Source organism: Acidisoma sp. PAMC 29798, assembly GCF_030252425.1.
Lineage (GTDB): Bacteria > Pseudomonadota > Alphaproteobacteria > Acetobacterales > Acetobacteraceae > Acidisoma > Acidisoma cladoniae.
The window spans coordinates 3,720,259-3,746,100 of the sequence record NZ_CP126994.1; the positions used below are offsets into that span (position 1 = coordinate 3,720,259).

At 65.0% G+C, this 25,842-nt stretch carries 24 protein-coding genes; 10 read left to right on the forward strand and 14 right to left on the reverse strand.

The window, feature by feature from the left end:
* Positions 1–6 precede the first annotated feature (6 nt).
* Positions 7–1,158 carry a radical SAM family heme chaperone HemW gene (gene hemW, locus QP803_RS17880; RefSeq protein ID WP_284944833.1) on the reverse strand — a complete coding sequence of 384 codons (1,152 nt, stop codon included), beginning with the start codon at positions 1,156–1,158 and terminating at the stop codon, positions 7–9.
* A complete protein-coding gene (locus QP803_RS17885) occupies positions 1,155–1,973 on the reverse strand; it encodes an acyltransferase (RefSeq protein WP_284944834.1) in 819 nt (272 codons plus the stop codon). The genes hemW and QP803_RS17885 overlap by 4 nt, the downstream gene beginning before the upstream one ends.
* Before the next feature lie 153 nt (positions 1,974–2,126).
* Between QP803_RS17885 and QP803_RS17890 the strand changes: the two genes are divergently transcribed.
* Positions 2,127–3,188, forward strand: a complete 1,062-nt coding sequence (locus tag QP803_RS17890) for an AI-2E family transporter (RefSeq protein WP_284944835.1) — start codon at positions 2,127–2,129, stop codon at positions 3,186–3,188.
* On the opposite strand, the gene rdgB is transcribed toward QP803_RS17890, so the two are convergent.
* The 3 genes from rdgB to QP803_RS17905 all read right to left on the reverse strand — a co-directional run bounded on the left by rdgB (position 3,172) and on the right by QP803_RS17905 (position 5,875).
* On the reverse strand, positions 3,172–3,804 hold the full coding sequence (gene rdgB, locus QP803_RS17895; RefSeq protein WP_434082865.1) for an RdgB/HAM1 family non-canonical purine NTP pyrophosphatase: 633 nt from the start codon (positions 3,802–3,804) through the stop codon (positions 3,172–3,174). The two genes, QP803_RS17890 and rdgB, sit on opposite strands and share 17 nt — an antisense overlap.
* The gene (rph, locus tag QP803_RS17900) at positions 3,804–4,541 is read right to left on the reverse strand and encodes a ribonuclease PH (protein WP_284944836.1); all 738 of its coding nucleotides are present in this window, start codon (positions 4,539–4,541) and stop codon (positions 3,804–3,806) included. Before rph ends, rdgB begins: the two co-directional genes overlap by 1 nt.
* 65 nt (positions 4,542–4,606) lie before the next feature.
* Positions 4,607–5,875 (reverse strand): glycerate kinase type-2 family protein, encoded by a 1,269-nt coding sequence (locus tag QP803_RS17905; protein ID WP_284944837.1) that lies wholly within the window; start codon positions 5,873–5,875, stop codon positions 4,607–4,609.
* 276 nt (positions 5,876–6,151) lie between these two features.
* On the opposite strand from QP803_RS17905, the gene QP803_RS17910 reads away from it, so the two are divergent.
* The gene (locus QP803_RS17910; RefSeq protein WP_284944839.1) at positions 6,152–6,616 is read left to right on the forward strand and encodes a hypothetical protein; all 465 of its coding nucleotides are present in this window, start codon (positions 6,152–6,154) and stop codon (positions 6,614–6,616) included.
* A gap of 73 nt (positions 6,617–6,689) precedes the next feature.
* Here QP803_RS17910 and QP803_RS17915 read toward each other — a convergent pair whose 3' ends face one another.
* Entirely contained in the window at positions 6,690–7,433 is a 744-nt protein-coding gene (locus QP803_RS17915) for a phosphoadenylyl-sulfate reductase (RefSeq protein ID WP_284944840.1), read from the reverse strand.
* Between the two features lie 278 nt (positions 7,434–7,711).
* On the opposite strand from QP803_RS17915, the gene QP803_RS17920 reads away from it, so the two are divergent.
* The 4 genes from QP803_RS17920 to QP803_RS17935 are packed head-to-tail and all read left to right on the forward strand — an operon-like array spanning position 7,712 to position 11,553.
* Entirely contained in the window at positions 7,712–8,734 is a 1,023-nt protein-coding gene (locus tag QP803_RS17920) for a sulfate ABC transporter substrate-binding protein (RefSeq protein WP_284944842.1), read from the forward strand.
* Entirely contained in the window at positions 8,734–9,609 is an 876-nt protein-coding gene (gene cysT / locus QP803_RS17925; protein ID WP_284944843.1) for a sulfate ABC transporter permease subunit CysT, read from the forward strand. The genes QP803_RS17920 and cysT overlap by 1 nt, the downstream gene beginning before the upstream one ends.
* A 7-nt stretch (positions 9,610–9,616) precedes the next feature.
* Positions 9,617–10,453 carry a sulfate ABC transporter permease subunit CysW gene (gene cysW, locus QP803_RS17930; RefSeq protein ID WP_284944844.1) on the forward strand — a complete coding sequence of 279 codons (837 nt, stop codon included), beginning with the start codon at positions 9,617–9,619 and terminating at the stop codon, positions 10,451–10,453.
* A complete protein-coding gene (locus tag QP803_RS17935) occupies positions 10,453–11,553 on the forward strand; it encodes a sulfate/molybdate ABC transporter ATP-binding protein (protein WP_284944845.1) in 1,101 nt (366 codons plus the stop codon). The genes cysW and QP803_RS17935 overlap by 1 nt, the downstream gene beginning before the upstream one ends.
* Positions 11,554–11,637: 84 nt before the next feature.
* Here the strand turns inward: QP803_RS17935 and hpf are convergent, their stop codons facing one another.
* From hpf to lptC, 5 genes are all read right to left on the reverse strand, one after another.
* Positions 11,638–12,249, reverse strand: coding sequence for a ribosome hibernation-promoting factor, HPF/YfiA family (gene hpf, locus QP803_RS17940; RefSeq protein ID WP_284944846.1), 612 nt, complete (start codon positions 12,247–12,249; stop codon positions 11,638–11,640).
* A 99-nt stretch (positions 12,250–12,348) separates the two neighbouring features.
* Complete coding sequence (rpoN, locus tag QP803_RS17945; protein ID WP_284944847.1) at positions 12,349–13,866, reverse strand: RNA polymerase factor sigma-54; 1,518 nt, start codon at positions 13,864–13,866, stop codon at positions 12,349–12,351.
* A 40-nt stretch (positions 13,867–13,906) separates the two neighbouring features.
* Complete coding sequence (lptB, locus tag QP803_RS17950; RefSeq protein ID WP_284944848.1) at positions 13,907–14,662, reverse strand: LPS export ABC transporter ATP-binding protein; 756 nt, start codon at positions 14,660–14,662, stop codon at positions 13,907–13,909.
* A 20-nt stretch (positions 14,663–14,682) separates the two neighbouring features.
* Entirely contained in the window at positions 14,683–15,678 is a 996-nt protein-coding gene (locus QP803_RS17955; protein ID WP_284944849.1) for an LptA/OstA family protein, read from the reverse strand.
* Between the two features lie 13 nt (positions 15,679–15,691).
* A complete protein-coding gene (gene lptC / locus QP803_RS17960) occupies positions 15,692–16,291 on the reverse strand; it encodes an LPS export ABC transporter periplasmic protein LptC (RefSeq protein WP_284944850.1) in 600 nt (199 codons plus the stop codon).
* A gap of 498 nt (positions 16,292–16,789) precedes the next feature.
* Here lptC and QP803_RS17965 point away from each other — a divergent pair, with 498 nt between their 5' ends.
* The 4 genes from QP803_RS17965 (at position 16,790) to QP803_RS17980 (ending at position 21,758) form a co-directional block, all read left to right on the forward strand.
* Complete coding sequence (locus tag QP803_RS17965) at positions 16,790–18,238, forward strand: MFS transporter (RefSeq protein WP_284944851.1); 1,449 nt, start codon at positions 16,790–16,792, stop codon at positions 18,236–18,238.
* A 92-nt stretch (positions 18,239–18,330) separates the two neighbouring features.
* Complete coding sequence (locus QP803_RS17970) at positions 18,331–19,593, forward strand: hypothetical protein (RefSeq protein WP_284944852.1); 1,263 nt, start codon at positions 18,331–18,333, stop codon at positions 19,591–19,593.
* Positions 19,586–20,227: a hypothetical protein gene (locus QP803_RS17975; RefSeq protein ID WP_284944853.1), complete on the forward strand. Its 642-nt coding sequence runs from the start codon at positions 19,586–19,588 to the stop codon at positions 20,225–20,227. The genes QP803_RS17970 and QP803_RS17975 overlap by 8 nt, the downstream gene beginning before the upstream one ends.
* 52 nt (positions 20,228–20,279) lie before the next feature.
* The gene (locus QP803_RS17980) at positions 20,280–21,758 is read left to right on the forward strand and encodes an NAD-dependent succinate-semialdehyde dehydrogenase (RefSeq protein ID WP_284944854.1); all 1,479 of its coding nucleotides are present in this window, start codon (positions 20,280–20,282) and stop codon (positions 21,756–21,758) included.
* A 141-nt stretch (positions 21,759–21,899) separates the two neighbouring features.
* On the opposite strand, the gene dnaJ is transcribed toward QP803_RS17980, so the two are convergent.
* From dnaJ to QP803_RS17995, 3 genes are all read right to left on the reverse strand, one after another.
* Positions 21,900–23,033 carry a molecular chaperone DnaJ gene (dnaJ, locus tag QP803_RS17985; protein WP_284944855.1) on the reverse strand — a complete coding sequence of 378 codons (1,134 nt, stop codon included), beginning with the start codon at positions 23,031–23,033 and terminating at the stop codon, positions 21,900–21,902.
* 133 nt (positions 23,034–23,166) lie between these two features.
* Positions 23,167–25,083 carry a molecular chaperone DnaK gene (dnaK, locus tag QP803_RS17990; RefSeq protein WP_284944856.1) on the reverse strand — a complete coding sequence of 639 codons (1,917 nt, stop codon included), beginning with the start codon at positions 25,081–25,083 and terminating at the stop codon, positions 23,167–23,169.
* A 146-nt stretch (positions 25,084–25,229) separates the two neighbouring features.
* Positions 25,230–25,793, reverse strand: a complete 564-nt coding sequence (locus QP803_RS17995) for a nucleotide exchange factor GrpE (RefSeq protein WP_284944857.1) — start codon at positions 25,791–25,793, stop codon at positions 25,230–25,232.
* Between the last annotated feature and the right edge of the window lie 49 nt (positions 25,794–25,842).

Below are 25,842 nucleotides of genomic sequence, written 5' to 3' on the forward strand. Positions count from 1 at the left end.
CCAACCCTAGTTCACCAAAGCCCCCAACAAGGCATCGAGCCGCAACCGCCCGTCGCGCGTCGCGCGCAACACATCGCCTTCACGGACGAGGTAACCCGCCTCGATCGACGCCGCGAGAATCTCGGCATCGATCGCGGCATCCAGGCTCATGCCGACCCGCGCCGCGAAGCGCGCCGCCGAAACGCCCTCGGACAGGCGCAGCCCCATCAGCAGCATTTCCCGTGCGCGGTCACGCGTATCGACAGGCACATCCTCGCCCGATCCATGGCCGACCGCCTCGACCCGATCCGCCCAGATTTCCGGGGCGCGATGGCGCCGCGTGGCGACAAGGCCCTGCGCCAGGCTCAACCGGCCATGCGCGCCGGGGCCGATACCGGCGTAATCGCCATAGCGCCAATAGGCGAGATTGTGCCGGCTTTCCGAGCCCGGTTTCGCGTAGTTGGACACCTCATAGGGCAGCAGCCCGAAACGCCCCGCCTCCTCCGCCGTGACCTCATAAAGGGTCGCGGCCGTCTCCTCGTCCGGCAGCACAATCTCCCCCCGGCGATGCAGCGCCTCGAAGCCAGTGCCGGGTTCGATGGTGAGTTGGTAGAGCGACAGGTGATCGGCCGCGAGTGACAGCGCCCGCGCCAGTTCCGCGCGCCACAGCGCCTCGGTCTGGCCGGGCAGGGCATAGATCAAATCGAAAGACAGGCGCGGAAAGATCCGCCGCCCGATCTCCAGCGCCGCCACCGCCTGTTCCGCCGAATGCTGCCGCCCGAGCATGCGCAGCGCACGCTCGTCCAGGCTCTGCACGCCGATGGAGACGCGATTGACGCCGGCATCGCGATAGCCGGTGAAGCGACCCGCTTCGATGCTCGTCGGATTGGCTTCGAGGGTGATTTCCAGATCCTCGGTCGGCGCGAATAGCGTCCGCGCACGGGCGATCAAGGTCGCCACTGTCTCCGGCTCCATCAGGCTCGGCGTGCCGCCGCCGAAAAAGATCGAGCGCAGCGGCCGCGGGCCAAGCCGGGCCGCCTCCCACTCCAATTCACGGATCAAGGCGTCGCGAAAGCGCGCCTGTGGCAGCACATCCCGCACATGACTGTTGAAGTCGCAGTAAGGGCATTTCGCGAGGCAGAACGGCCAGTGGATATAAAGGGCGAGCGGTTCCATCATAACGCGGCGATGATCGCCTTCATCCGCGCCTCACTCGGCTTGCGGGCGCGGTCCCAGGTCACGCCGGTCCGCACCACTTGGGCCGGCACGCCGCCAGCAGCCACGCGCGCGGGAATGTCACCGGTCACCATGGCCCCAGGGGCGATGACGCGGCCGGCGCCGATGCGTGCGGCGCGGGTAATGCGGGCGTTCTCCCCCAGCCAGCAATGCGGACCGACAATGACATGGCCGGGCTCGTTGATCACCGACAAGGTTTCGGTCTCGAAAATGGCGTGGGACTCGTAATTGCGCGCCGAAAACCCCCGGTCGATCATGGTGTCGTCACCGATCATCAGCGCGCCCGGCGTGACTTGGTCGCCCTCCACCCGCCAATGGCTGTCCACGGATGTCACGCCCCAGCCGAAGAACGCGGCGCAGGAGGCATCGATCGTCACCGCGATGCGGGACGGCGCATCCATCCAGCCGAATCCCGCCGTCACGAACAGGCCACGCGGACCGGTGAAGCGCAGATCACCGGAAAAGCCGTTGCCGTCACCCAGGATGACCGCGCAATCGTCATGGCCATCGAAACGGCAATGCAGATCGAACATCGGGCTCGCCGCATCAATCACGATGATCGACCCGGAGCCGAGTGCGCCCTCCACGGTGATGCCCCGCGCGTGCAGCGCCTCCAACACCTCATCGACGACCGGAAAAACAAACGGCTCCTCTAGGCTCGGCAGGCTATAGCCGGGGCCGCCGATCTCCACGCCACCCGCGAAGGCCGGATGATACTTGAGGCGCAGCAAGACCTGAACGGGCGCTGTCTCCGTCATGGCGATCCAGTCTCGAACGGGGTTTGAAAGGTCGGCATGCCGACCTCTGGGTGATGGGTGTGCCCCGGTCAACGGAAATCGCTGCGCGCCACACTGACAGATAGCGGTTCAGGGCCATCTTAAGTCGTTGGGATCATGACTGGAGACGGCGTTATGTTGGGAACTGTAGCGGAAAAGGTGGCGGCGCCGAGTTGGTCGATCCGGGACGCGATCGGCTGGATCGCGGGAATCACGGCCGCCGGCTTCGTAATCTACCTGTTCTATAACGAACTTCTGCTGGTCTTGCTCGCGATCCTGCTGGCGGTTTCGCTGCGCGGCGCGGCCGAGCGTGTCGCCAAGCATTCGCCTCTGTCGATCCATTGGGCCTTGGCGCTGATCGTCATTCTGGTCGTGCTGGCGATCGTCGGTTTCTGCATGTGGGTGGGCCCTCAGCTCGTTCAGCAGGGCCATGATCTGGTGAAAAGCCTGACGCAGGAATTCAACGACCTCAAGGCGCGATACGGCCAGAGCGGCATCGGCAAGCAGGTCATGCAGAAGGTTTCCTCGGGCGGGTCCGATGCGCAAAGCCTGGCGGCGCCACTGATCAAGGTCGCCGGCTCCACCGTGGGCGCCATCGCCGCCTTCTTCGTGCTGGTGGTGACGATGCTCTATTTCGCCTCCAACCCGGACCTCTATGTGAAGGGCATCGTGACGCTGATGCCCAAGCCGCGCCGCGCCCGGGTGCGGGAGGTGATGGGCAAGGTCGCGCATGTGCTGCGCTGGTGGTTCCTCGGCCAGCTCATCGACATGGCGGTCGTCGGCGCCCTGTCGGTCGCCGGCATGCTGATCATCGGCCTGCCGATGGCTTTGGCCTTGGGTGTGCTCGCGGGCCTGCTGACATTCGTACCGTATTTCGGCGCCATCCTGGCGGCGATCCCGGCCCTGGCCATCGCCGCCGGGCAGGGCACGCATATGCTGCTCCTCACCGCCGTCGTCTTCGCCATCTGCCATCTGGTCGAGGGCTATATCGTGTCGCCGCTGGTGCAGGACCGCATGGTGCGGTTGCCGCCGGCACTGCTGATCCTGTCCATGACTTTCGTCGGCGCCTTGTTCGGGCCGATGGGCGTGGTGCTGGCCACCCCCATCGCCGTCGCCGGCCTGGTGCTGGTGTCGGAGCTTTACGTCGTCGATGCCCTGGGCGACGAAAGCGGACGGGACGTCACGTCCCGGAAGTAGCGTCCTGGCGCGGAGGCGCGCCCAGGCAGCCGCGCACCAGGGCCGCGAAAGCCCGGGCGCGATGGCTAGTCGCGGTCTTCCGCGCCTGGTCCATCTCGCCGTAGGTTTCCTCCTCGCCCTGCGGCCGGAACATCGGGTCATAGCCGAAGCCGCAGGTGCCGCGCAGCGGCCAGACCGTGCTGCCATCGACTCGACCCTCGAAGCTCTCGAAATGCCCGTCCGGCCAGGCGAGGCACAGCACGGAGATAAACCAGGCGCCGAGGTCTTCGGCGTCGCCCATCTCGGCATGAACGCGCTCCATCGCCGCGCGGAAATCCTTGTTCGGGCCGGCCCAACGCGCCGAATAGATGCCGGGCGCGCCGTCCAGCGCCGCGACGCAAAAGCCGCTGTCGTCGGACAGTGACGGCAACTGGCTCGCCTCCGCCGCCGCCTTCGCCTTCAGCCAGGCATTGCCGGCGAAAGTCGGCTCCGTCTCCTCGGGCTCGGGCAGGCCGAGTTCCCCCGCCGAGACGACATGAATGTCCCAAGGCGCGAGCAGCTTGCGGATTTCGATGAGCTTGCCGGGGTTATGGCTCGCGAGCACGAGCCGCGCGCCGGGATCGAGCGGGCGGGCCATCAGGCAGCGGCCTTCAGGCCGGCGGCGTCGATCGCGGCGGTCTGTGCCGCGAACAAGTCCCGCGTGCCCGCCCGAGCGAGGCTCATCAGCGACAGGCAATCCATGTCGGTGAAGGGCGCTTTCTCGGCCGTCGCCTGGATTTCGACGATTCCACCGGCCGCCGTCAGCACGAAATTGCTATCCGCGTCGGCGTCCGAATCCTCAGCATAGTCGAGGTCGAGCAGCGCTTCCCCGCTCACGATCCCGCAGGAGACTGCGGCCACCTGCCCGATCAGCGGCACCACCTTGATGACGTTCATGCGCACCAAGTGCCGGAAGGCGAGGGTGAGCGCGACATAGGCGCCGGTGATGGCCGCACAGCGCGTGCCGCCATCGGCGTTGAGCACGTCGCAATCGAGGGTAATGGTCATTTCGCCCATGGCGCGGCGATCCACTACGGCGCGCAGCGACCGGCCGATAAGGCGCTGGATTTCCTGCGTCCGGCCCGATTGCTTGCCGCGCGCGGCTTCCCGCTCACCGCGATGATGGGTGGCGCGCGGCAGCATGCCGTATTCCGCCGTCACCCACCCCTCGCCTTTGCCGCGCATGAAGGGCGGCACGCGCCCTTCGACGCTCGCGACGCACAGCACTTCTGTATGGCCGACCCGGATCAGGGCGGAGCCTTCGGCATGGCGCGCGAAGCCGGTGGTGATGGAGACGGGTCGCAGGGCGTCGGCGGCGCGGCCGGAAGCTCGCATGGGGTATGTCCTTCTATCGATGACGCAGACCTAACCGCAGATGCCCGGCCGCACCACCGCCTTGATCAGGCGATCAGCACGGCCCGTATATCATTGACGTTGGTCAGCGTCGGTCCCGTCACCACAAGATCGCCGAGGGCCGCGAACAGGCTGTAGCTGTCATGGCCCGCCAGCACTTCGCGCGGGTCGGACCCCAGAGCCCGCGCCCGTGCAAGCGTATCAGGCGTGACGATGGCGCCGGCCGCATCCTCGGTACCGTCGATCCCATCCGTGTCGCCCGCCAGCGCCCAGATGCCGGACGTGCCGGTCAGCGCCACGGCCAGACCGAGCAGGAATTCGGTGTTGCGCCCACCGCGACCGGCCGGCCCGCTGCCGATCGTGACCGTAGTTTCCCCACCCGACAGCAAGACGGCGGGACCCGCCGCCGGTTCGCCATGCGCCTGAACGCCACGCGCGATGCCGGCCATGGCAACAGCCAAGGCGCGGCTTTCGCCTTCCAGCGCATCGCCCAGGATGATCGGACGCAAGCCGATGGCGGTGGCCTGGGCCGCCGCCGCGCGCAGCGCCATCATCGGGGTCGCAATGAGCCGCGCATCGACCGGAAAGGCGCCGGGCTTCGGCGTCTCCTCCCCGCGCGCGAGTACCGCCGCGACGGCCGGTGAGATGGTGATGCCGGTGCGCGCAATGATCGCCGCCACCTCCGCCTGTGTGGTCGCGTCCGGGACCGTGGGGCCGCTCGCGATGGTGCCGAGGTCGTCGCCCGGCACGTCGCTGATTGCGAGGGTGACGACGCGGGCCGGCCAGGCAGCGGCGGCGAGGCGACCGCCCTTGATGGCCGAGAGATGCTTGCGCACCGCGTTCATCTCCCCGATGGCGGCCCCACTGGCGAGCAGGGCGCGGTTCACGGCCTGCTTGTCGCCGAGGGTCAAACCCTCGGCCGGCAGGGCCATCAAGGCAGATCCACCACCGGAGATCAGGGCGATGACGAGGTCATCCGCCGTCAGCCCCGCGACCGCCGCGAGGATCCGCCGCGCCGCGATTTCGCTATTGGCATCCGGCACAGGATGGGCGGATTGCATGATGGTGATCCGTGCCGTCGGCACCGCATGGCCATAGCGCGTGACGACAAGGCCAGACAGCGGCACATCCGGCCAGGCAGTTTCGAGGGCCGCGGCCATCAGGGCGGAGGCCTTTCCGGCACCGACCACGATGCATCGGCCGCGTGGCTTTTCAGGCAAATGAGCCGCGAGCGTGAGCCTGGGATCGGCTGCCGCCACGGCTGCATCGAAGATGGTGCGGAGTGCGGCGCGGGCCGCTTCATCGGTCCAGATCATAGTCCTGGATAGACCGGCGGTGCGACGGCGTCACCCTTACGCGACAGCCCATTAGACGTTACGCAGGACATGGCCGATCTATTCAGTTACTGATGAAATAAGCGATCACGATCGCGTGTTTCATACTTCAGCGCATGAATTTTATGACGCGGTCATGCGTTCTGCCGCGCTACGGCATCCTCTAAATACACCATCAACAGGACGGACATGCTCCTCGGAGCGCCATCCCGCGCTGAACATCACCAGATGTTCGGCCACAGAGTAAGGAGATGTGACATGAAGAATATTCTGATGGCGGCCGTGGCGGCAGTGACCCTGGGCATGAGCGGCGGCGCTTTCGCCAGCACCCCGATCCAGCATGGCAACGCAAACCTTGCTCGTAATGAGCAGGTTGCGCCCCAGCAGCGCCCCGGTTACCTCGCCCGTAACGAGCAGGTTGCCCCGCAGCAGCGCCCGGCCTACCTCGCCCGCAACGAGCAGGTTGCCCCCCAGCAGCGCCCGGCCTACCTCGCCCGCAACGAGCAGGTTGCCCCGCAGCAGTGCCCGGCCTACCTCGCCCGTAACGAGCAGGTTTCACCCGAGCAGCGCCCGGCTTACCTCGCCCGTAACGAGCAGGTTTCCCCCGAGCAGCGCCCGGCTTACCTCGCCCGTAACGAGCAGGTTTCACCCGAGCAGCGCCCGGCTTACCTCGCCCGTAACGAGCAGGTTGCCCCGCAGCAGCGCCCGGCTTACGTCGCGTAAGCTTTTCGATCCGAATAAGAAAAAGGCCGGTCACTTGACCGGCCTTTTTTTTGTGTCCGGACGGCAGAGCCAATCAGGCGGCGCTGGGCAAGCTGAGGTGGATGCCACATTCGGTCTTCGCCTGCCCGAACCATCGCCCCGCGCGGCGATCCTGGCCGGGCGCCACAGGCCGCGTGCAGGTCGTGCAGCCGATCGACGCAAAACCGTAAGCCTCCAGCGGATGACGCGGCAGATCCCGCTCTTTGAAAGCGGCATCGATCTGCGCCGACGTCCAATGCGCCAGCGGATTGATTTTAATCCTGCCCGAGGCTTCCGCCTCGAAAATCTCAACCGCACGCCGGCTGGTCGCCTGAAAGCGCTTTCGCCCGGTCACCCAAGCGGAAAATCCCGTCAGCCCAGACTGTAGGGGCAGGGTCTTGCGCAGCGTGCAGCACCGGTCGGCAGCCTGCCGCCAGAGTTGGCCGTCCGGATCCTGCATGGCGAGTGCGGCCGGCGCCGGCCGCACGAGGCGGACATCGCTCAAGCCCAGACGATCGACCAGCATCTCCTGATAGGCGATCGTCTCGGGGAAGAGTTTGCCCGTCTCCAGAAAGATCACGGGAACGGCACGGTCGATCTCGGCGGCCATGGCAAGCAGCACAGCCGATTCCGTTCCGAAGGACGATACCATGGCGAGGCCAGACCCGAATTCGCCTATGGACAGGCGCAGCACGGCCGAAGCGTCCGCGTGATCAGCGATGCGCGCACATAAGGCAGCGGCAGCATCGGGACCATCGTCAGACGCGGAAGCGGGGTGGAAATGAGCGGCGAACGCCATCGAAGCTGCACTCTGAGATCATGAACGAGATACAGTAGAAAGATGATTTTTCTCTACAACGCAATATATCAGGAAAAATAAGAATTTCCTTTCACGAATTGTCGTATTTAGGGGAAATTCCGTTTCTTTAAGGGTTTGTGAAAGAAATCCTCCCTCATCGCGGCCTTCCTCCATCGTCCACACCAGGCGTCGCGGATTCGCCGTCTCGTCGCGGCACTTGATTAAGAGCCGGTGTTCCCATCCAGATGCCGTGCCTCGGGTCGAGCAGGAGAAAGATCATGGTTCATCACGCGCCTCTCAATCGGCGTCGCGCCTTGTTGCTGGGGGCATCGGCCGCCGCTGTCACGGCGCTGGCAAAGCCCGCTTCGGCCGCCGCACGTTCGACGCTGCTCAATGTCTCCTACGATCCGACCCGCGAATTCTACGCGGAATATGACGCCGCCTTCGCCCGGATGCGGAAGACGCAAACCGGGGACGACGTGTCCGTGAATGTCTCGAACGGCGGCTCGGGCGCTCAGGCGCGCGCCGTGATCAGCGGCCTTCAGGCCGATGTCGTCACGCTCGGCCTCGCCTATGACATCGACGCCATCGCAAAGGCCGGGCTGCTCTCGCCCGATTGGGCGAAGCGACTGCCTGACAACAGCACGCCCTTCACCAGCACGATCGTGTTCCTCGTGCGGGCCGGTAACCCGAAACACATCAAGGACTGGCCCGATCTCATTCGGGGCGACGTGCAGATCGTCACTGCCAATCCCAAGACCTCGGGCGGCGCGCGCTGGAGCTTCCTGGCCGCCTATGGCGCGGCCCTGGCCGCCAGCGGCGGCAATAGCGCAAAGGCGCAGGATTATGTGAAGGCCTTCTATAAGAATGTGCCCGTGCTTGATGCCGGCGCGCGCGGCGCCACGCTGAGCTTCACCAAGCGCGGGATCGGCGATGTGCTGGTGTCCTGGGAAAACGAGGCGCATCTCGCCATCGCCCAGGGCGGCAAGAACTATGAGATCGTCTCGCCAGGCAGCAGCATTCTGGCCGAGCCGCCGGTTGCCGTCGTCGATCAGATCGTGGACAGCCGCAAAACCCGCAAGCTCGCGGAAGCCTATCTCCAAAACCTCTACACGCCCGCGTCTCAGGAAATCGGCGCCCGGCATTTCTACCGCCCACGCGACCCAGACGTCGCGAAGCGCTTCGCCGGCCAATTCTCCCCCCTGACGCTGTTCACCATCGAAACCTTTGGTGGATGGCAGGCGGCGCAGAAGCGCTTCTTCTCGGATGGTGGCGTCTTCGATCAGGTCTATGGCGGTTGATGAGCACAGCGACGACGACCGCGCCCGCGCCCACCGCCGATTTGCCGGCGGCCAAGCACCAGCCCGGCATCCTGCCGGGCTTTCGCTTGAGTCTCGGCATCAGCCTTTTCGCACTCAGTCTGCTGGTGCTGCTGCCGACCGCCGCCATGGTCGGAGATGCGGCATCGCTCGGCCTGGGCGGATTATGGCGTGTCGCGTCCTCGCCCCGCGTCATTGGCGCCTTTCGCGTGAGCCTGATCTGCGCCCTTCTGGCGGCTTTGACTTGCGCGGTCTTCGGCTTGCTCATTGCCTGGGTGCTGGTGCGCACGCGCTTTCCCGGCCGCAGGATCGCCGACGCCATGGTCGATCTACCCTTTGCCCTGCCGACATCGGTCGCCGGCATCGCGCTCTCCACCCTCTATGCGCCGAATGGCTGGCTGGGCGGGCTGCTGGCACCGCTCGGCATTCATGTCGCCTTCACGGTGGTGGGCATTTATGTCGCGCTGACCTTCGTCGGTCTGCCCTTTGTGGTACGCAGCGTGCAGCCCGTGCTTCAGGACCTGGAAGCCGAGCAGGACGAAGCGGCGATGATGCTCGGCGCCGATCGCTTGCAAACCTTCAGCCGGGTGATTTTCCCGGCCATCCTGCCGTCGCTCTGCGCGGGCTTCGCCATGGCGTTCGCCCGTGGCCTCGGCGAATATGGCTCCGTGATCTTCATCTCCAGCAACCGGCCGCTGGTGTCTGAGATCGTGCCGCTGCTCATCGTCACCAAGCTCGAACAATTCGATTTCGCGGGCGCGGCCGCCATCGGAACGCTGATGCTCCTGCTGTCCTTCTGTGTTCTGCTCGCCATCACGCTGCTGCAGCGTCTCGGCCAGCTGCCGCGTCGTGGATAGCCACAGGATGAACACAACGCGCCGGCGATCGCCGCGCGGCTGGACGATCGCCATGATCGTCGCCGCAGCCCTGTTCATGGTGATGTTCCTGCTGCTGCCGTTGATCACGGTCTTCGCCCAGGCCTTCGCGGCCGGCCTGCCGGCCTATATCGCCGCCCTGGCCGACCCGACGGCACTCTCCGCGATCCGGCTGACGCTCATCGTGGCAGGCATCGCCCTGGTCGTGAACGTCGTCTTCGGCCTCGCCGCCTCCTGGTGTCTGGCGCGCTTCCAGTTTCCCGGCCGCTCGCTGATGCTGACGCTGCTCGACCTGCCCTTTTCGGTGTCGCCCGTCGTCGCCGGCCTCATGCTTGTCTTGCTCTATGGTCGGCAGGGCTGGTTCGGATCCTGGCTTGCCGCGCATGATCTGCGGATCATCTTCGCGCTGCCGGGCATGGTCATCGCCACCATCTTCGTCACGCTGCCCTTCGTGGCGCGGGAGCTGATCCCTCTCATGGAGGAACAGGGCGCGGAGGAGGAGGAGGCCGCCATTCTGCTCGGCGCCTCGGGCACCCAGATGTTTCTGCGTGTCACTCTGCCGAAGCTCCGCTGGGGCCTGCTCTATGGCGTGTTGTTGAGCAATGCCCGCGCCATGGGGGAGTTCGGCGCCGTCTCCATCGTGTCGGGCAATATCCTGGGACTGACCGATACGATGCCCCTGCAAATCCGCGCGAGCTATGACGACTACAATATCGTCGCCTCCTTCGCCGTCGCCTCCCTCCTTGCGATGCTCGCTTTGCTGACGCTCGTCGCCAAGGCCATCCTCGAACGCCAGTTCGTCGCCGAAAAGGAGGTGCGTGCCTGATGACGGCCCATATCGCCATCCAGAACGTCACGCGAAGCTTCGCCGGCTATATGGCCCTGAAGAATGTCAGCCTCGACGTCAATCCGGGGGAGTTGGTGGCCCTGCTGGGTCCATCGGGCTCGGGCAAAACCACACTGCTGCGTATCATCGCCGGCCTCGACACGGCGGATTCAGGTGATGTGCTGATCAATGGCGAGGATCATCTGCGGCGCCACCCGCGAGAGCGCGGGGTCGGTTTCGTCTTCCAGCACTACGCGCTGTTTCGCCACATGTCGGTGTTCGAGAATATCGCCTTCGGACTTCGTGTGCGGCCCCGCCGCGAAAAACCGTCTGACGAGGAGATCAAGCGCCGAGTGACCAGCTTGCTGGACCTCGTGCAACTCGGCTGGCTCTCCGATCGCTACCCGAGCCAGCTGTCCGGCGGCCAGCGGCAGCGCGTGGCGCTCGCCCGCGCGCTTGCGATCGAGCCCCGGCTGCTGTTGCTGGACGAACCCTTCGGCGCGTTGGACGCCAAGGTGCGCAAGGAACTCGGCCAATGGCTGCGCGACCTGCATCAGGGCGTGGAGATCACCAGTCTTTTGGTGACGCATGATCAGGAGGAGGCGCTGGAACTCGCCGATCGCATCGTGCTGATGTCGCAGGGCCGGATCGAGCAGATCGGCACGCCGACCGAAATCTACATGCAGCCCGCAACGCCCTTCGTGATGGAGTTTTTGGGGGAGGCCAATCGCCTGTCCTGTCGGGTGGAGGATGGGATCGCCCGCCTCTCGACCGGCGAAACGCTGGCGCGGATGGCAGATCATTCGCACGCCGGCGCGGCAGCGGGGGAGACGGTGCTTTATGCACGTCCGCATGATCTTCGGCTGCTGCCAGATGTGAACGGCCCCGCACTCATCCGTCAGATCAAGGTGACGGGCGCCTTTGCCAAGATCGAGGTTGTGCTGGAAGGCACGCCCATGACGGTCATGCTGCCCTCAGAACGTCTGGCCGGCTCAGGCCTCGAGGTCGGTGGCCGCGCCACGCCGGTTGTCAGTCGCGGCACGATCTTTTCGGACGTGCGCGCGGATGGCACCTTAATGCCGTTGCAGCTTTGCGGGTGATGCCTTGGCGGAAGACGCTTCGCTTTTCCGCCCTACGATGCGTGGTGTAGGGCGGAAAAGCGAAAGCGTATTCCGCCGTGACCCCTATTCCGCCGCCGGGTCGATCCAACCGATATGGCCGTCCTGACGTCGGTAGACGACGTTGAACTGGCCGGTCGCGGAATTGCGGAACATCACCACGGGCTGATCCGCGAGATCCATACGCATCACCGCCTCGCCCACCGTGAGCTTCACGATCATGGCCGGATTTTCCGCAACGACGGTTGCGAAATGATTGTTCGACGCGGGCGCGACCAGGCTTTCTTCATCTTCGCCGACAAGTTCGACATCCTCCTGCTGCTGAAGAATGTAGTGCTGCGCAGCGACGGGTTGATCTGGCTCACCGCGTTGGGTGACATCGCGCGCATGGTCGTTGACGCGCCGTCGATAGCGACGCAAGCGTTTGGCGATATGTTCGGCGGCATCGTCGAAGGCCGCGTTCGCGTCACCGGCTTCTCCCTCGCCCCGCAGGGTCAGGCCGCGTCCGGCATGCATATTGATGTCACAGGTGAAGAAACTTCGTGCGCGGCTAAAGGTGACATGCGCTTCGAGCGCGTCGCCGAAGTATTTGCTCGCGATGGTATCGAGCATTGTGGAAACACGATGGCGCAGCGCGTCCGATAGATCGAGCTGCTTGCCAGAGACGGTGATGTGCATCCTACCTCCCGATGGTCTTCCCTCCGCGCCCCGATTGCAAGGACTGCGGTAGTTCTAGATCTGTGGGCGCGTCATCCGCGGTTTCAATGGTCTTTCTTTTTAAGCCGCGGTCTTCTCCTTCTTGCGCTGCATCGAACTGGGGATGTGCAGCGTCTCCCGGTATTTGGCCACGGTTCGGCGTGCAATGTCCACGCCCTCCTTTCGCAAGGCCGCCACAATCGCATCGTCGGACAGGATATCGCCCGGCTGCTCCGCGCCGATCAGCGTACGAATGCGATGGCGCACCGCCTCCGCGCTGAACGTTTCGCCATCGGTACCGGCAATCGCGGTGGTGAAAAAGAACTTAAGCTCAAACACACCGCGCGGCGTCGCAATCGATTTGTTAGCGGTCACGCGGCTGATCGTGCTCTCATGCATCTCGACTGCGTCAGCGACATCGCGCAGCGTCAACGGCCGCAGATGCGTGACGCCATGACGAAGAAACCCGTCCTGCTGGCGAACGACTTCCGTTGTGACCTTCAAGATCGTTTCGGCACGTTGCCGCAGGGACTTCACCAGCCAATTCGCGGTCTGCAATTGCTCGGACAGAAAGCCGCGCTCCTCGCGTCCGATATTCGCCGCGATCCGGGCGTGGAAAACCTGATTGACCAGCAGGCGCGGTAAGGTCTCGGGATTGAGTTCCAGATGCCAACCACCGTCCGATGCGGGGCGGAGCAGAACATCCGGCACCAGAGGACGGATGGGCGGCGCGTCGTAACTGGCGCCGGGCTTTGGATCGAGCCTGCGGATCTCCGCGATCATCTCGGCCATATCCTCGGCATCGACGCCGCAGAGCGCCATCAGCCGCCGCAAGTCCCGCCGCGCCAGCAATTCGAGATTGTCGAGCAAGGTTGCCATCGCAGGATCGAGGCGATTCTTCTCGGCGAGCTGCGCGGCCAGGCATTCTCGCAAGTCGCAGGCGAAGATACCGCAGGGGTCGAACCGCATCATGCGGGCGCGCACGGCTTCCACTCGTTCCAAGGACGTGCCAAGCGCGAGGGCGATGTCACCCGGCACCGCCGCGAGACGCCCGGCCGGATCGAGCACCGCAATCAGATGGGCGCCGATCAGGCGGTCCTGGAGGTCCGCGAAGCCCAGCCTGACCTGCTGGGCAAGATGATCCCGTAGGCTGGCGGGATTTTCGGCCAGGTCGTCGATGCCCCGGCCATCAGCCTCGAAACTGTGGTTGGCGCCGCGACCGATGCCGGAGAAGAGATTGGTGCCAAGTGAGCCATCGGCCACGCCACCGACGTCATAGGAATTGGAATAGTCACCATCGAGCGGCGCGGTCGCGGCACTCGGCATCACGTCGGAACTGATGAAGGACAGGCTGTCGGTATTGGCGACCGGCGCGGCCACGGGCTCCTGGTCGGCGGCCGGCGCTTCCGTCGGATGGGCATCGGGCCGCTCGTCCCGCTCCAACAGCGGATTGCGGTCAAGCTCTTCCTGCACGAAACCGGCGAGTTCGAGATTGGAATAATGCAGAAGCTTGATGGCCTGCCGCAGCTGCGGGGTCATCACCAGCGACTGGGACTGGCGCATGACCAGCCTTGGCCCGATTTTTGCTCCGATCGACATCGGCCTTAGCTATAGCAGCATCGACCGGCGGCAAAAGTGCCTACATGCTGAATCGTTCGCCCAAATAGACGCGGCGGACGCCTTCGTGGCTGACGACCTCGGAGGGGCGGCCCTCCATCAGCACCTGACCGTCATGCAAGATATAGGCGCGGTCGATAATTTCGAGTGTTTCCCGCACGTTATGGTCGGTAATCAGCACCCCGATGCCGCGATGCTTGAGGTGGGACACCAGATCGCGAATTTCGCCCACGGCAATGGGATCGATGCCGGCCAGCGGCTCGTCGAGCAGGATATAGCCGGGGCGGCTGGCAAGCGCGCGCGCGATCTCGACGCGGCGGCGCTCACCACCCGACAGGGCCAGGGCTGGCGTCCGCCGCAAATGCGCGATGCCGAACTCGTTCAGCAAACCATCCAGCATGATCTGCTGCTTGTCGGGGTCCGGTTCGGTGATTTCGATCACCGCCTTGATGTTCTGCTCGACGTTCAGGCCTCGAAAAACGCTCGCCTCTTGCGGCAGATAGCCGATGCCGAGCCGCGCCCGCCGATACATCGGCAGGGAGGTGATGGCATTGCCGTCGAGCGTGATCTCACCGCTATCCGGCCGCACCAGGCCCATGATCATATAGAAGGTGGTGGTCTTTCCGGCGCCATTGGGGCCGAGCAGCCCGACCGCCTCGCCACGCTTGACGGTGATCGACACGCCACGGACCACGGGGCGCTGCTTGAAGGACTTCCCAAGGCCACGAGCCACCAGGCCCCCCGTTTTGGGAGGGGCGACGCGCACAACTTCCGCCATTCAGACTTGCTCCTGAGCCGCTATTTTCCGGCGGGGACGGGTTTTGCCCCCGGCGTCGGCGCCTGGTTGGGCATGATGAGGCCCTGCACACGCTCCCCAGCGGTATGAGACAGCAGGCGAGACACGCCGGTCTTCATATTGACCAGCGCTTCCGCGCCCGTCAGCTCGTTCTGGCCGCGCGTGATATGAACGTGGCCGGCAATGCGCGCGATACCGAGCGACGGCACATAGACGCCGCGATCGCCCTGCACGATGTCCGTCGCCGTCTGGATCACGACATGGCCGATGGCATTGACCAGCTTCAATTGGCCGGAGGCATCCGCAATGGGATCGCCCGGCGCGCCTGGCGTGGACGCGACCGCCGTCTTCTTTGGCGCGGGCGCAGCGCCCGGCTGCGGTGCAGGATCGGTATAGGCGACCAGCACGTCGGCCGCGATGCGGCGACCGTCCTGGGTCACCACCACCGCATTCCCACGCGCCACGGCCATATGCTGGCCGGTCCAGTATTCGAGCGAATCTCGTGCGGTGATGACGTGATCGGGCGTCGTGAGCTTCAGATCATGCCCGGTCAGGACCAGCACCGCTTGGTCCATGTCATAGGCGGCGTGGTCGCCGACGGCGAGATCGGTGGGGGTGAAGATATGAACGCCGCCCCGCGCTTCCAGGAGATAGATTTCGTTCCCGGAGGAGCCGTCACCCCCGACATCGAGAGGGGATGCCGTCGCGCTCGCAGGCGCGGCCGGCGTCTTGCCGGTTGTCACGGCCTTCTTGCGGTAATGGGCGATGAGCTGGTCGGCCGTCACCGTCACATTGCCGCGCACCGCGCGCGCGTTTTGGTTGGCGATCACTTCCTGCTGGACCTGGCGCCAATCGATACCGCCATCGGAGGTGATGGTGATCGGGCCGCCCTGCGACAGATTGAGGGCCTGGGCCTCAGCGGCGGCGTTGGACAGGGAAAGGCTGATCGACGCCAGCGCTAGCGTCGTGAAACAAGCCGAGAGAGTCACGCCCCGCATTGGTCGGGTTCCTTCATGAACCCCCGTCCAATACGAGCTTTGACTGTCCCATGAAATGGAGTTGCGTGCCGCGATCCGTCATTGAGAAGCCCTGGGCATCCAGCGTGCCGAAAGGTCCGTCCGCATTGACCTTCTCGTGGCCGATGGCGGTGCCGGCCTTCATGTCCACCAAAGCATGCGAGGTCCGCACGGACGTCCCATCATCGCGGTAGAGCGTCACGTGATCCTTCAGATCGAGATTCTGGACGCGAGCGTGATACAGCCCAGCGCGTGACTGGACCATGACCCAGGAGCCGCCTTTCATGGTCATGTCGCCGGCGGGCTTGGTGAGCACGACGGTATCGGCGTCGGTCTGAACAGCCTGTTCGGCCGTCAATGTATACGGCCGGCCGGTATCGTCGATCCCGCGGTAATGTGCCTTCGTCATGCTGCCTTGGCTCGACGCGTCGGTGCCTGTCGAAATCCGATAGGAGACGCGGGCGGGATCATGCAGCGTCGCATATTCCGGCCAGAGCACGACGAGACTCAGAAGCGACAGGGCTGCCAAAGGTAACAGTCGCTTCAGCCAAACGACGAGGAGACGGCGGCGCGCAAGCAGGAGGGCAGACGGCATCCGCCTGCCCCGCCAAAGGGCCCGAAAAGGAGCGTTACTCGTCTCATCCACGTCCGCACGGCGGAGATGGTTGAAGCGATCAGGAACTGCACTCATGCTACCCCCGCGCGCAAGAGATCATGCACAGGCTTTCGCCCAGCGTCTTCACGAATCTTAGCTGCGTGTTTCACACAGACCTTATAGACACGCAAAAGCGGCGGTCACATGGCAAATTCGTAACGTCCGAAGGGCGGTCCGAAGTCTGGATTGCGATTTCATTAGTGTTTCTAGCGGGTTAGCCCAAACTGCCGGCCTGAACGGGCTGTCTGAATGCTGCATTGCGGAAAAGGCGTTGGAGATCGGTAGCCGCGCTTGGGCCCGATGGCGGAAGGCGCTGCGCTCTTCCGCCCTACAAGGCCGGGAGCAGCGTAGGGCGGAAGAGCGCAGCGTATTCCGCCACGCATGTATCCAGCGAACTGCCCCTAGCCCTTCCGGACGCCCGCGCGCATCTTCCGACCCATGCGGTCGTCCTCCCCACCCGTATCGTCAGATCAAAGGCGCATCCGCACCATCGCCCTGATCGTCGCGACCGCGCTCTTCATGGAGCAGTTGGACGCGACCGTGCTGTCGACCGCGCTGCCGAGCATGGCGCGCAGTTTCGGCGTGCATCCGCTCCAGATGAGCATCGCCCTCACCTCCTATCTCCTCAGCCTGGCGGTGTTCATTCCAGCGAGCGCGGTGGTGGCAGACCGCTTCGGCACCCGCCGTGTCTTCAACGGCGCCATCATCCTGTTCACGCTGGGCTCCATCCTCTGCTCCCAGGCCACCAGCCTCCCTTTGCTGGTGGCCGCTCGCATTATCCAAGGCCTGGGCGGCGCGATGATGGTGCCGGTCGGGCGCATCATCCTGCTGCGCAGCGTGCCGAAATCCGGCTTGGTCTCGGCGATGGCCTGGTTTCTCGTCCCCGCCTTGATAGGCCCGGTGCTCGGGCCGCCGCTCGGCGGCTTCATCACGACCTATCTGTCCTGGCGATGGATCTTTTTCATCAATATCCCAATCGGCATCCTGGGCGGGGTGCTGTCCACCCTTCTCATTCCCGATATCCGCGAAAGCGGGCCGACACGCTTCGACTTTCCCGGCTTCCTGCTCTCAGGCGTGGCACTCGCCTGCCTCACCTTCGGCTTCACCTTGATCACGCGCGGATCGCAGGCGGTGCCCGCCCTGCTGCTGCTCGCCGTGGGCGCCGCGGGGGCTGTCGCCTATGTCGTCTATGCCCACCGTCGTCCGAACGCGATCCTCGATCTGCGCCTGATGCGGGTGCAAACCTTCCGCGTCTCCACCATCGCGGGCTCGCTATCGCGCATCACCTGGGGTGCCGTGCCCTTCCTGCTGCCGATGATGATGCAGCTCGGCTTCGGTATGAGTGCGGCGGCCAGCGGCGCCATCACCTTCATGAGCGCCGCCGGAGCGGTGCTGATGAAGGCCTTGGCCGGCCCCATTCTCAAGCGTTTCGGATTTCGCCGCGTGCTGATCTGGAATCAATTGCTGGCAACCGTCTGCATCGCCGCCTGCGCGACCTTCGGGCCGGGCTGGCCTTTGCCGGCGATGTTCGTGGTCCTGCTGGCCGGCGGCTTCTTCCAGTCCCTGCAATTCACCGCCTACAACACCATCGCCTATGCCGAATTGCGGCCGGACCGGATGAGTGCCGCCACCAGTTTTTATACCGTCTTCCAACAGCTCATGCTGTCGATGGGCATCTGCGTCGCCGCCGGTGCCTTGGCGGTCTCCTCAGCGCTCGCCGGGCATGCGAGCCCGCATCTCGTGGATTTTCGCTGGGCCTTTCTGGTGGTCAGCCTCGCCTCCCTGCTCTGCGGTCCCCTCTGCGCCAAACTGCCCGACAACGCGGGGGCTGAGATGAGCGGTCATCGGCGGAAGCCGACGACCACGCCGGCTGAGGAGAATTCGTAAATAATTCGTGCCCACGCGGCGAAGGCCGCGATTCCGCCCGGCTTCCGACAAAATTCTCTGATGTAACTGCCCAGATATTCAGAGGATCTTTCGTGTCGGACCATCCGCCCCCTCTCGCCCCGAGCACAGGCGCCCTGACAGGGGCGGGCAGTGGCTATGCCGAGGCGGTTACGGCGGGTTCGATCTCGCTCCGCGCGCTGGCACGCCAGCTCTGGCGCAGCCACCCGACGTTGATGGCCCTCGGGCTGGTGGGCGCCTTTTGTGCCATCCGTCTCACCATCTACGCCCTGCTCGCCCAGTCCTTCGGCGGCCTGACCCATGGCATCTGCAACTACGACTGCCCGTGGTACGAGCAGACCGCGCGCTACGGGTACGACGTTACGCCGCGGGGCGATTTGTCCAGCAATGTCGCCAATTGGGCTTTCTTTCCCCTCTATCCGCTCCTGCTCGGCGCCTTCTCAGGCCTCGTGCCGGCCGGAGAGGGGTTTACCTGGATCGGCATCCTGCTCTCCACCGCCTGCTTCGCCGGCTTCGCGATGCTCGGCGCGGTCTATCTTCAACATAAGCGCTTCGGCGCCCTACTGACCTGGTTCGCCTTCGTCAGCCTGTGGCCGGGTGCCGTCTACTTCGCCTTTCCCTACTCCGAGGCGCTCTATGCCCTGGTGATGACGGCGGCCCTGCTCACCCTCAGCCGCCACAGTGTCATGGGGTCCGCGTGGTGCTGTGCCGCGCTGACCGCCACCCGACCGACCGGCCTGCTCATGCTGCCTTTGATCCTGGTCGATCGCCTCGCCTTCCTGCGTCGAGCCTGGATGGATGGCCTTCTGCGCCGCCAACCGGCCGGCGTCTTCAGTCAGGCGATCCTGCCCCTGGCGATCGCCCCCCTCGGTCTCATCGCATACATGGCCTATCTCCGCTGGCACATGGGCGACGGGCTGGCCTTCCTGCATGTCCAAGCCGCCTGGCAAAGGCATTCGCTGCCACCCTGGACCTTTCTGTGGGAGGGGCTGACTGCCAATGACTGGACCCGAATTCTGAAGCATCCGGCCGAGGAAAGCCTATCCGTGCAAGCGCTCGTCGGATGCGCGGCCCTGGCCCTGGCAATCCGGCAGGTCTTCGCCCGCCGCTATGCCGAGGCCTGGCTGATCGGGGCCAGCGTGTTGCTCGCCAGCAGCGCCGGGCTGCAATCGATTCCCCGTTTCGTCCTGACCAATCCGGTGGTGATTCTGGTGCTGTTCCGCATGGCCGTCACCGGCGCCTCCACCCGCCGCTTGTGGGTCATCGGCATCGGTCTCGGCCTACTCCAAATCGGGCTGGCGGTGGCCTGGTTTGTCGGAGCCCCCGTCCTTGCGTAGCGCCACCACCCATTGGCTCATGCTGTTCCTCGGACTCAGCCTGATCGGCATTGAGGGCGCGGTGCTTGGCGTCAGCCTGTTCCGGCCGAACGTCCCGCCGCAATACCAGGCGGTCTATATAGAGCGCAGCCAAGACTGCTGGCTTTCCCCCGCCGAACAGCTGGCGGCGGCTCAGGACCCCTTTCTGGCCGGTTTGCCCGACGCGATCGACGTCACGCATCTCGACCACCGGACACTCTGCACGCTCTTCCCCGATTGGCCGCCGGCGCCGCATCGCACCGCCGACGGCGGCCTGTTCAGCCGGGCCGGGCACGTGCGGATCATGCTGCCCATCCATGCCGGGCAAACGGCGGTGTCCCTGACACTCGAAGGCTATGTGCCGCCGCGTGTCGCGGGCGACTTCGGCCGCGCCTGGATCGAGGTCAAGCCCAGCGTCGATGGCGTCCTGGCCTTGCCTGTCACGCTTCGCGGCGGAGAGGTGATGCGCACGACCCTCGCGCTACATCCGCGCGCCACGCCCTGGATCGCGGCCATCACGCTGGAGATTCCGCAGCCCGGCTGGCTGCACGCCCTCAACACCAGCGACGACCCGCAATATATCGGTGTTGTCTTGCGGCAGCTCGATAGGTCTTAACGCACGACCGTCGTACACTCAGCCTCAAGGTGACCATGTTCCTGGAGGTTCCATGCTTGAGACGGTGACGACTCTTCCCCTGAAGGACGCGTATCTGCTGCGGCAGACAAACCTGCTGGACGGCCGTTGGATCGCGGCCGATAGCGGCGAAACCCTGGACGTGACCAACCCCGCCACTGGCGCGGTGATCGGCAGCGTACCGGTGATGGGCGCAGCCGAGACCCGCCGCGCCATTGAGGCCGCGCACCGCGCCCAGCCGTCCTGGCGCGGGCTGCTCGCCAAGGAACGCAGCGCCATCCTGCGAAAACTCTTCACCCTGATGATGGAAAACCAGGAAGATCTGGCCATCATCATGACGGCCGAGCAGGGCAAGCCCCTCGCCGAAAGCCGGGGCGAAATCGCTTATGCCGCCAGCTTCATCGAATGGTTCGCCGAAGAGGCCAAGCGCATCTATGGCGATGTCATTCCCGAAAACCTGCATGGCCGCCGCATCCTGGTGACCAAGGAGCCGATCGGCGTCTTCGCCGCCATCACGCCCTGGAACTTCCCCGCCGCCATGATCACGCGCAAGGCCGCGCCCGGCTGGGCCGCCGGCTGCACCGGCGTCATCCGCCCGGCGAGCGAGACGCCCTTCTCGGCCCTGGCTATCGGCGTGCTGGCCGAACGCGCCGGCATGCCGCAGGGCGTCTGCAATGTGCTGACCGGGCCCGGCCGGGTTATGGGCGCGGAAATCACCGCCAACCCGCTGGTGCGCAAACTGTCCTTCACCGGCAGCACCGAAGTCGGTGCCCTCTTGCTCGCGCAATGTGCGCCGACCATCAAGAAGACGAGCATGGAGTTGGGCGGCAACGCGCCCTTCATCGTCTTCGACGATGCGGATCTGGATGCCGCCGTTGTCGGCGCGATGATTTCGAAGTTCCGCAATACCGGCCAGACTTGCGTCTGCGCCAACCGTATTCTGGTGCAGGACGGCGTCTATGATGCCTTCGCCGCCAAGTTGAAGGTGGCGGTCGAGGCGCTCCAGGTGTCAGACGGCATGGCGGCCGGCGCCACCCAGGGACCGCTGATCAACCGCGCGGCGGTGGAGAAGGTCGAGGCGCATATCGCCGACGCCCTCAGCCGGGGGGCGCGGATCGTGACCGGCGGCAAGCCGCATACGTTGGGCGGCAACTTCTTCGAGCCGACGATCCTGGCGGATGTGCCGCATGACGCGCAGATCTTCGGGGAGGAAACCTTCGGGCCGGTGGCGCCGCTGTTCCGCTTCAAGACCGAGGCGGAGGCCATCGCGCTGGCCAATGACACGGAATTCGGCCTGGCCGCCTATTTCTATGCGCGGGACGTGGGCCGCATCTTCCGTGTCGCGACGGCGCTCGAATCGGGCATGGTCGGCGTGAATGAGGGGATGATCAGCACCGAAGTCGCGCCCTTCGGGGGCGTGAAATCCTCGGGCCTCGGCCGTGAGGGCAGCAAATACGGCATCGAGGATTATTTGGAGATCAAATACACCGTCATCGGCGGGCTGGGGGGTTAGCTCAGGTCGCCGCCATTCTTTCAACGTCACCCGCGCACTCGATGCGCGGGTCTACCCGTTCCGCCGCCCAAACATCGTCAAGGCGCCGGAACGGGTAGGTTGTCGGGCCAAGCCCGGGAATGACGACTTTTTTGGGGGCTTCTACTTCCCGTCGAAAAACTCTTTCACCTTCGCGAAGAATCCCTCCGCCTCCGGGCTGCCCTTGGCATGGCCCGTTGCCTCCTGCTCGAACTCTTCCATGAGTTCGCGCTGGCGGCGCGTCAGATGCTGCGGCGTCTCGACCGCAACCTGGATGTACATGTCGCCGCGCGCCGCACTACGGAGAACCGAGAAGCCCTTGGACCGCAGGCGGAACTGCTCGCCGCTTTGCGTGCCGGCCGGAATTTTCACGCGCGTCCGGCTGCCGTCGATGACGGGCACTTCGATATCGCCGCCCAAGGCAGCCTGCGAAATGCGCAGCGGCACGCGCACGAGTATATTGGCGCCCTCGCGCTGGAAGATCACATGCGGCCGGATGGCGATGTGAACATAAAGATCGCCCGGCGTGCCGCCGCCGCCTGCCGCCTCTCCCTCGCCTGACAGGCGAATGCGCGTGCCGTCCTCGACGCCCGCCGGAATCTGCACCTGAAGGCTGCGCTCGCGCGGCACCGTCGCCGCGCCATGGCAGACGCGGCAGGGGTTGCGCACGATACGGCCACTGCCGCCGCAAGTCGGGCAGGCCCGCTCGACGAGGAAGAAACCTTGCTGCGCTCGCACCTTGCCCATGCCGCCGCAGGTCGTGCAGGTGTCGCTCTGGCGTTCCTTGCCCTCAGAGCCCGTGCCGTCACAGGCTTCGCAATTGACGCGGGTCTGCACGCGAAGCTGAACCTTGGCGCCGAAGAAGGCCTCGCTGAGATCGATTTCGGCATCGGCACGGAGATCGCCGCCGGTGCGCGCCGCGCGACCGCCGGCCGCACCGCCGCGACGGCCCATGAAATCCCCGAACATCTGGTCGAAGATATCGCCCAGGCCACCGCCCTCGAACCCTGCGCCGCCGCCGCCGCCATTGCCTTCGAAGGCGGCATGGCCGTACCGGTCATACGCGGCGCGCTTCTGGTCGTCTTTCAGGATTTCATAAGCTTCGCTGACTTCGCGGAACTTGGCCTCTGCCGACTTGTCGCCCTGGTTGCGATCCGGATGGAACTGCATCGCCAGCTTGCGATAGGCCTTCTTGAGGTCGTCCGCGCTCGCATCACGCGCGACCCCGAGGGTCGCATAGAAGTCGTTTTTCGCCATGGAATGCCCTTAGCCCTTCTCGGCGCCACAAATCCTGGGCAGCCACCATGCAAAGAAGACGCCCGCCTTCGTGAGAAGCGCGGGCGCCTTCCTTAACAGGTCAGTTCAACGCGACGTCTGCCTGACCGAAGGCTCAGGCGGACTTCTTCTTGTCGTCGATATCCTCGAACTCGGCATCGACCACCTTCTCGCCTGAAGCGCTGGCACCCGGCGCCTCCGGCTGCGGCGGCACACCCGCCGCATCGGCCGAGGCTTTGTACATCGCCTCACCGATCTTCATGGCAACCTGGCTCAGGCGCTCGCTGGCGCTGGTGAGCGCCGCCGCATCGGTGCCTTCCATGGCGGAACGTGCCGCCGCGATGGCGCTCTCGGCCTCGCCCTTGTCTTGGGCCGCGATCTTGTCGCCGCCCTCGGCCAAGGTCTTCTCGGTCTGATGGATCAGACCTTCCGCCTGGTTCTTCGCCTCGACGAAAGCGCGACGCTCCTTATCGGATGCGGCATTGGCTTCCGCTTCCTGCACCATGCGCTGGATGTCGGCGTCCGACAGACCGCCCGACGCCTGGATGCGGATCTGCTGTTCCTTGTTGGTCGCCTTGTCCTTGGCCGAGACCGACACGATGCCGTTGGCGTCGATGTCGAAGGTCACCTCCACCTGCGGCACGCCGCGAGGCGCCGGCGGCAGGCCGACGAGATCGAACTGGCCGAGGATCTTGTTATCGGCCGCCATCTCGCGCTCGCCCTGGAAGACCTTGATGGTCACGGCGGTCTGGTTGTCGTCGGCGGTCGAGAAGACCTGGCTCTTCTTGGTCGGGATCGTCGTATTGCGGTCGATCAGGCGCGTGAAGACACCGCCCAGCGTCTCGATGCCGAGGGACAGCGGCGTCACGTCCAGCAGCAGCACGTCCTTCACGTCGCCGCGCAGGACGGCGCCCTGAACGGCGGCGCCGATGGCGACCACTTCGTCAGGATTGACGTTGCGGGCCGGCTCTTTGCCGAAGAACTGCTTCACGATCTCGATGACCTTGGGCATGCGGGTCATGCCGCCGACCAGGATCACTTCGTCGATCTCACCGGCGGTCACACCGGCGTCCTTCAGCGCGGCGCGGCAAGGCTCCAGCGTCCGCTGCACCAAATCCTCGACGAGGTTTTCGAGCTTGGCGCGCGACAGCTTCAGCACGAGGTGCTTGGGGCCCGACGCATCGGCCGTGATGAAGGGCAGGTTGATCTCTGTCTCCTTGGCGGAGGACAGCTCGATCTTCGCCTTCTCGGCGGCTTCCTTCAGGCGCTGCAGGGCCAGCTTGTCCCGACGCAGGTCGATGCCGTTCTCGCGCTTGAACTCATCCGCGAGGTAATCGATGACGCGCACGTCAAAGTCTTCACCACCCAGGAAGGTGTCGCCATTGGTGCTCTTCACTTCGAAGACGCCGTCGCCGATTTCGAGCACCGACACGTCGAAGGTCCCGCCGCCGAGATCATAGACCGCGATGGTGCCAGCGGATTTCTTGTCGAGGCCATAGGCAAGGGCAGCGGCCGTCGGCTCGTTGATGATGCGCAGCACTTCGAGGCCGGCGATGCGGCCGGCATCCTTGGTGGCCTGACGCTGCGCGTCATTGAAATAGGCCGGCACCGTGATCACGGCCTGGGTCACGCTCTCACCGAGATAGGCTTCGGCGGTTTCCTTCATCTTACCGAGGATGAAGGCCGAGACCTGGCTCGGCGCATATTTCTCGCCACGGGCTTCCACCCATGCGTCGCCGTTATCGCCTTTGACGATCGGGAAGGGCACGAGGCCCTGGTCCTTGGCGACCAGCGGATCCTCGAAGCGACGACCGATCAAGCGCTTCACGGCATAGAAGGTATTGGTCGGGTTCGTCACAGCCTGGCGCTTGGCGGCCTGGCCCACGAGCCGCTCACCGCTTTCGGTGATGGCGACCATGCTGGGCGTGGTACGCGCGCCCTCACTGTTTTCGATCACGCGGACATCCTTGCCCTCCATGATCGCAATGCATGAATTGGTCGTGCCGAGGTCGATACCGATGACCTTGCTCATTCGCAGTCTCCTGTTAAGCGGAAGCGACCGACCCGAGGCATCGGCGCAACCCTTGGGAACAACTCTTTACCTAGATAACGTTGGGCGTATTCCAAGACAAGTCGCACTGCACAATTTTTGGGCAGATGGCTGGTCTCGATTCTTTTTCAGGCGTCCGGGGTTGCGGACGCCTTGGCAACGACCACCATGGCGGGCCGCAGCAAGCGACCGTTCAGGGTCCAGGCCGGGGTCCAGGCCTGGATCACGGTGCCGGGCGGATGCTCCGCCGTTTCCTGCTCTGCCATCGCCTGATGCAGGTTCGGGTCGAACAGCGCGCCGGTCGGGTCGGCCGACTTCACACCGTTCCGCTCCAGCGTCGCGTTGAAGCTCCGGCCAATGCCCTCGAACCCTTCCCGCAGCTTGCTGACAAGGTCGGGTTCGTCATCGGCGCGCGCAGGCAGGCTCTCGACGCCACGCTTGAGGTTGTCGCCGACCTCGACCACGTCGCGGGCGAATTTCTGCACGGCGAAGAGCCGCGCATCCTCGACCTCGCGCTTCGTGCGGGTGCGCAGATTGGCCATCTCGGCCTCGGCGCGCATCCATTTCTCCCGCATCTCGTCACGCTCGGCCTCAACCAGGGCGAGACGATCGGCGGGTGTTACCTCTTCGACGGCATCCTCAGGCGGCAGGATGTCGTCAGGCGTCGGGTGGATGTTTTCGATGTCGCTCATGGGCCTTGAGTTAGGATGGGGAGTGGCATGGCACAAGCGGTCGATACAC

Coding starts and splice junctions, on each gene's coding strand:
- QP803_RS17910 (WP_284944839.1), top strand. CDS start 6,152: ATGAAGAATATTCTGATGGCGGCCGTGGCGGCAGTGACCCTGGGCATG.
- rph (WP_284944836.1), bottom strand. CDS start 4,541: ATGCGAGCTTCCGGCCGCGCCGCCGACGCCCTGCGACCCGTCTCCATC.
- QP803_RS17935 (WP_284944845.1), top strand. CDS start 10,453: ATGACGGCCCATATCGCCATCCAGAACGTCACGCGAAGCTTCGCCGGC.
- lptC (WP_284944850.1), bottom strand. CDS start 16,291: ATGCCGTCTGCCCTCCTGCTTGCGCGCCGCCGTCTCCTCGTCGTTTGG.
- rdgB (WP_434082865.1), bottom strand. CDS start 3,804: ATGGCCCGCCCGCTCGATCCCGGCGCGCGGCTCGTGCTCGCGAGCCAT.
- QP803_RS17980 (WP_284944854.1), top strand. CDS start 20,280: ATGCTTGAGACGGTGACGACTCTTCCCCTGAAGGACGCGTATCTGCTG.
- QP803_RS17890 (WP_284944835.1), top strand. CDS start 2,127: ATGTTGGGAACTGTAGCGGAAAAGGTGGCGGCGCCGAGTTGGTCGATC.
- rpoN (WP_284944847.1), bottom strand. CDS start 13,866: ATGTCGATCGGAGCAAAAATCGGGCCAAGGCTGGTCATGCGCCAGTCC.
- QP803_RS17885 (WP_284944834.1), bottom strand. CDS start 1,973: ATGACGGAGACAGCGCCCGTTCAGGTCTTGCTGCGCCTCAAGTATCAT.
- dnaJ (WP_284944855.1), bottom strand. CDS start 23,033: ATGGCGAAAAACGACTTCTATGCGACCCTCGGGGTCGCGCGTGATGCG.
- QP803_RS17915 (WP_284944840.1), bottom strand. CDS start 7,433: ATGGCGTTCGCCGCTCATTTCCACCCCGCTTCCGCGTCTGACGATGGT.
- lptB (WP_284944848.1), bottom strand. CDS start 14,662: ATGGCGGAAGTTGTGCGCGTCGCCCCTCCCAAAACGGGGGGCCTGGTG.
- hpf (WP_284944846.1), bottom strand. CDS start 12,249: ATGCACATCACCGTCTCTGGCAAGCAGCTCGATCTATCGGACGCGCTG.
- cysT (WP_284944843.1), top strand. CDS start 8,734: ATGAGCACAGCGACGACGACCGCGCCCGCGCCCACCGCCGATTTGCCG.
- QP803_RS17965 (WP_284944851.1), top strand. CDS start 16,790: ATGCGGTCGTCCTCCCCACCCGTATCGTCAGATCAAAGGCGCATCCGC.
- QP803_RS17905 (WP_284944837.1), bottom strand. CDS start 5,875: ATGATCTGGACCGATGAAGCGGCCCGCGCCGCACTCCGCACCATCTTC.
- dnaK (WP_284944856.1), bottom strand. CDS start 25,083: ATGAGCAAGGTCATCGGTATCGACCTCGGCACGACCAATTCATGCATT.
- cysW (WP_284944844.1), top strand. CDS start 9,617: ATGAACACAACGCGCCGGCGATCGCCGCGCGGCTGGACGATCGCCATG.
- QP803_RS17955 (WP_284944849.1), bottom strand. CDS start 15,678: ATGCGGGGCGTGACTCTCTCGGCTTGTTTCACGACGCTAGCGCTGGCG.
- QP803_RS17920 (WP_284944842.1), top strand. CDS start 7,712: ATGGTTCATCACGCGCCTCTCAATCGGCGTCGCGCCTTGTTGCTGGGG.
- QP803_RS17995 (WP_284944857.1), bottom strand. CDS start 25,793: ATGAGCGACATCGAAAACATCCACCCGACGCCTGACGACATCCTGCCG.
- hemW (WP_284944833.1), bottom strand. CDS start 1,158: ATGATGGAACCGCTCGCCCTTTATATCCACTGGCCGTTCTGCCTCGCG.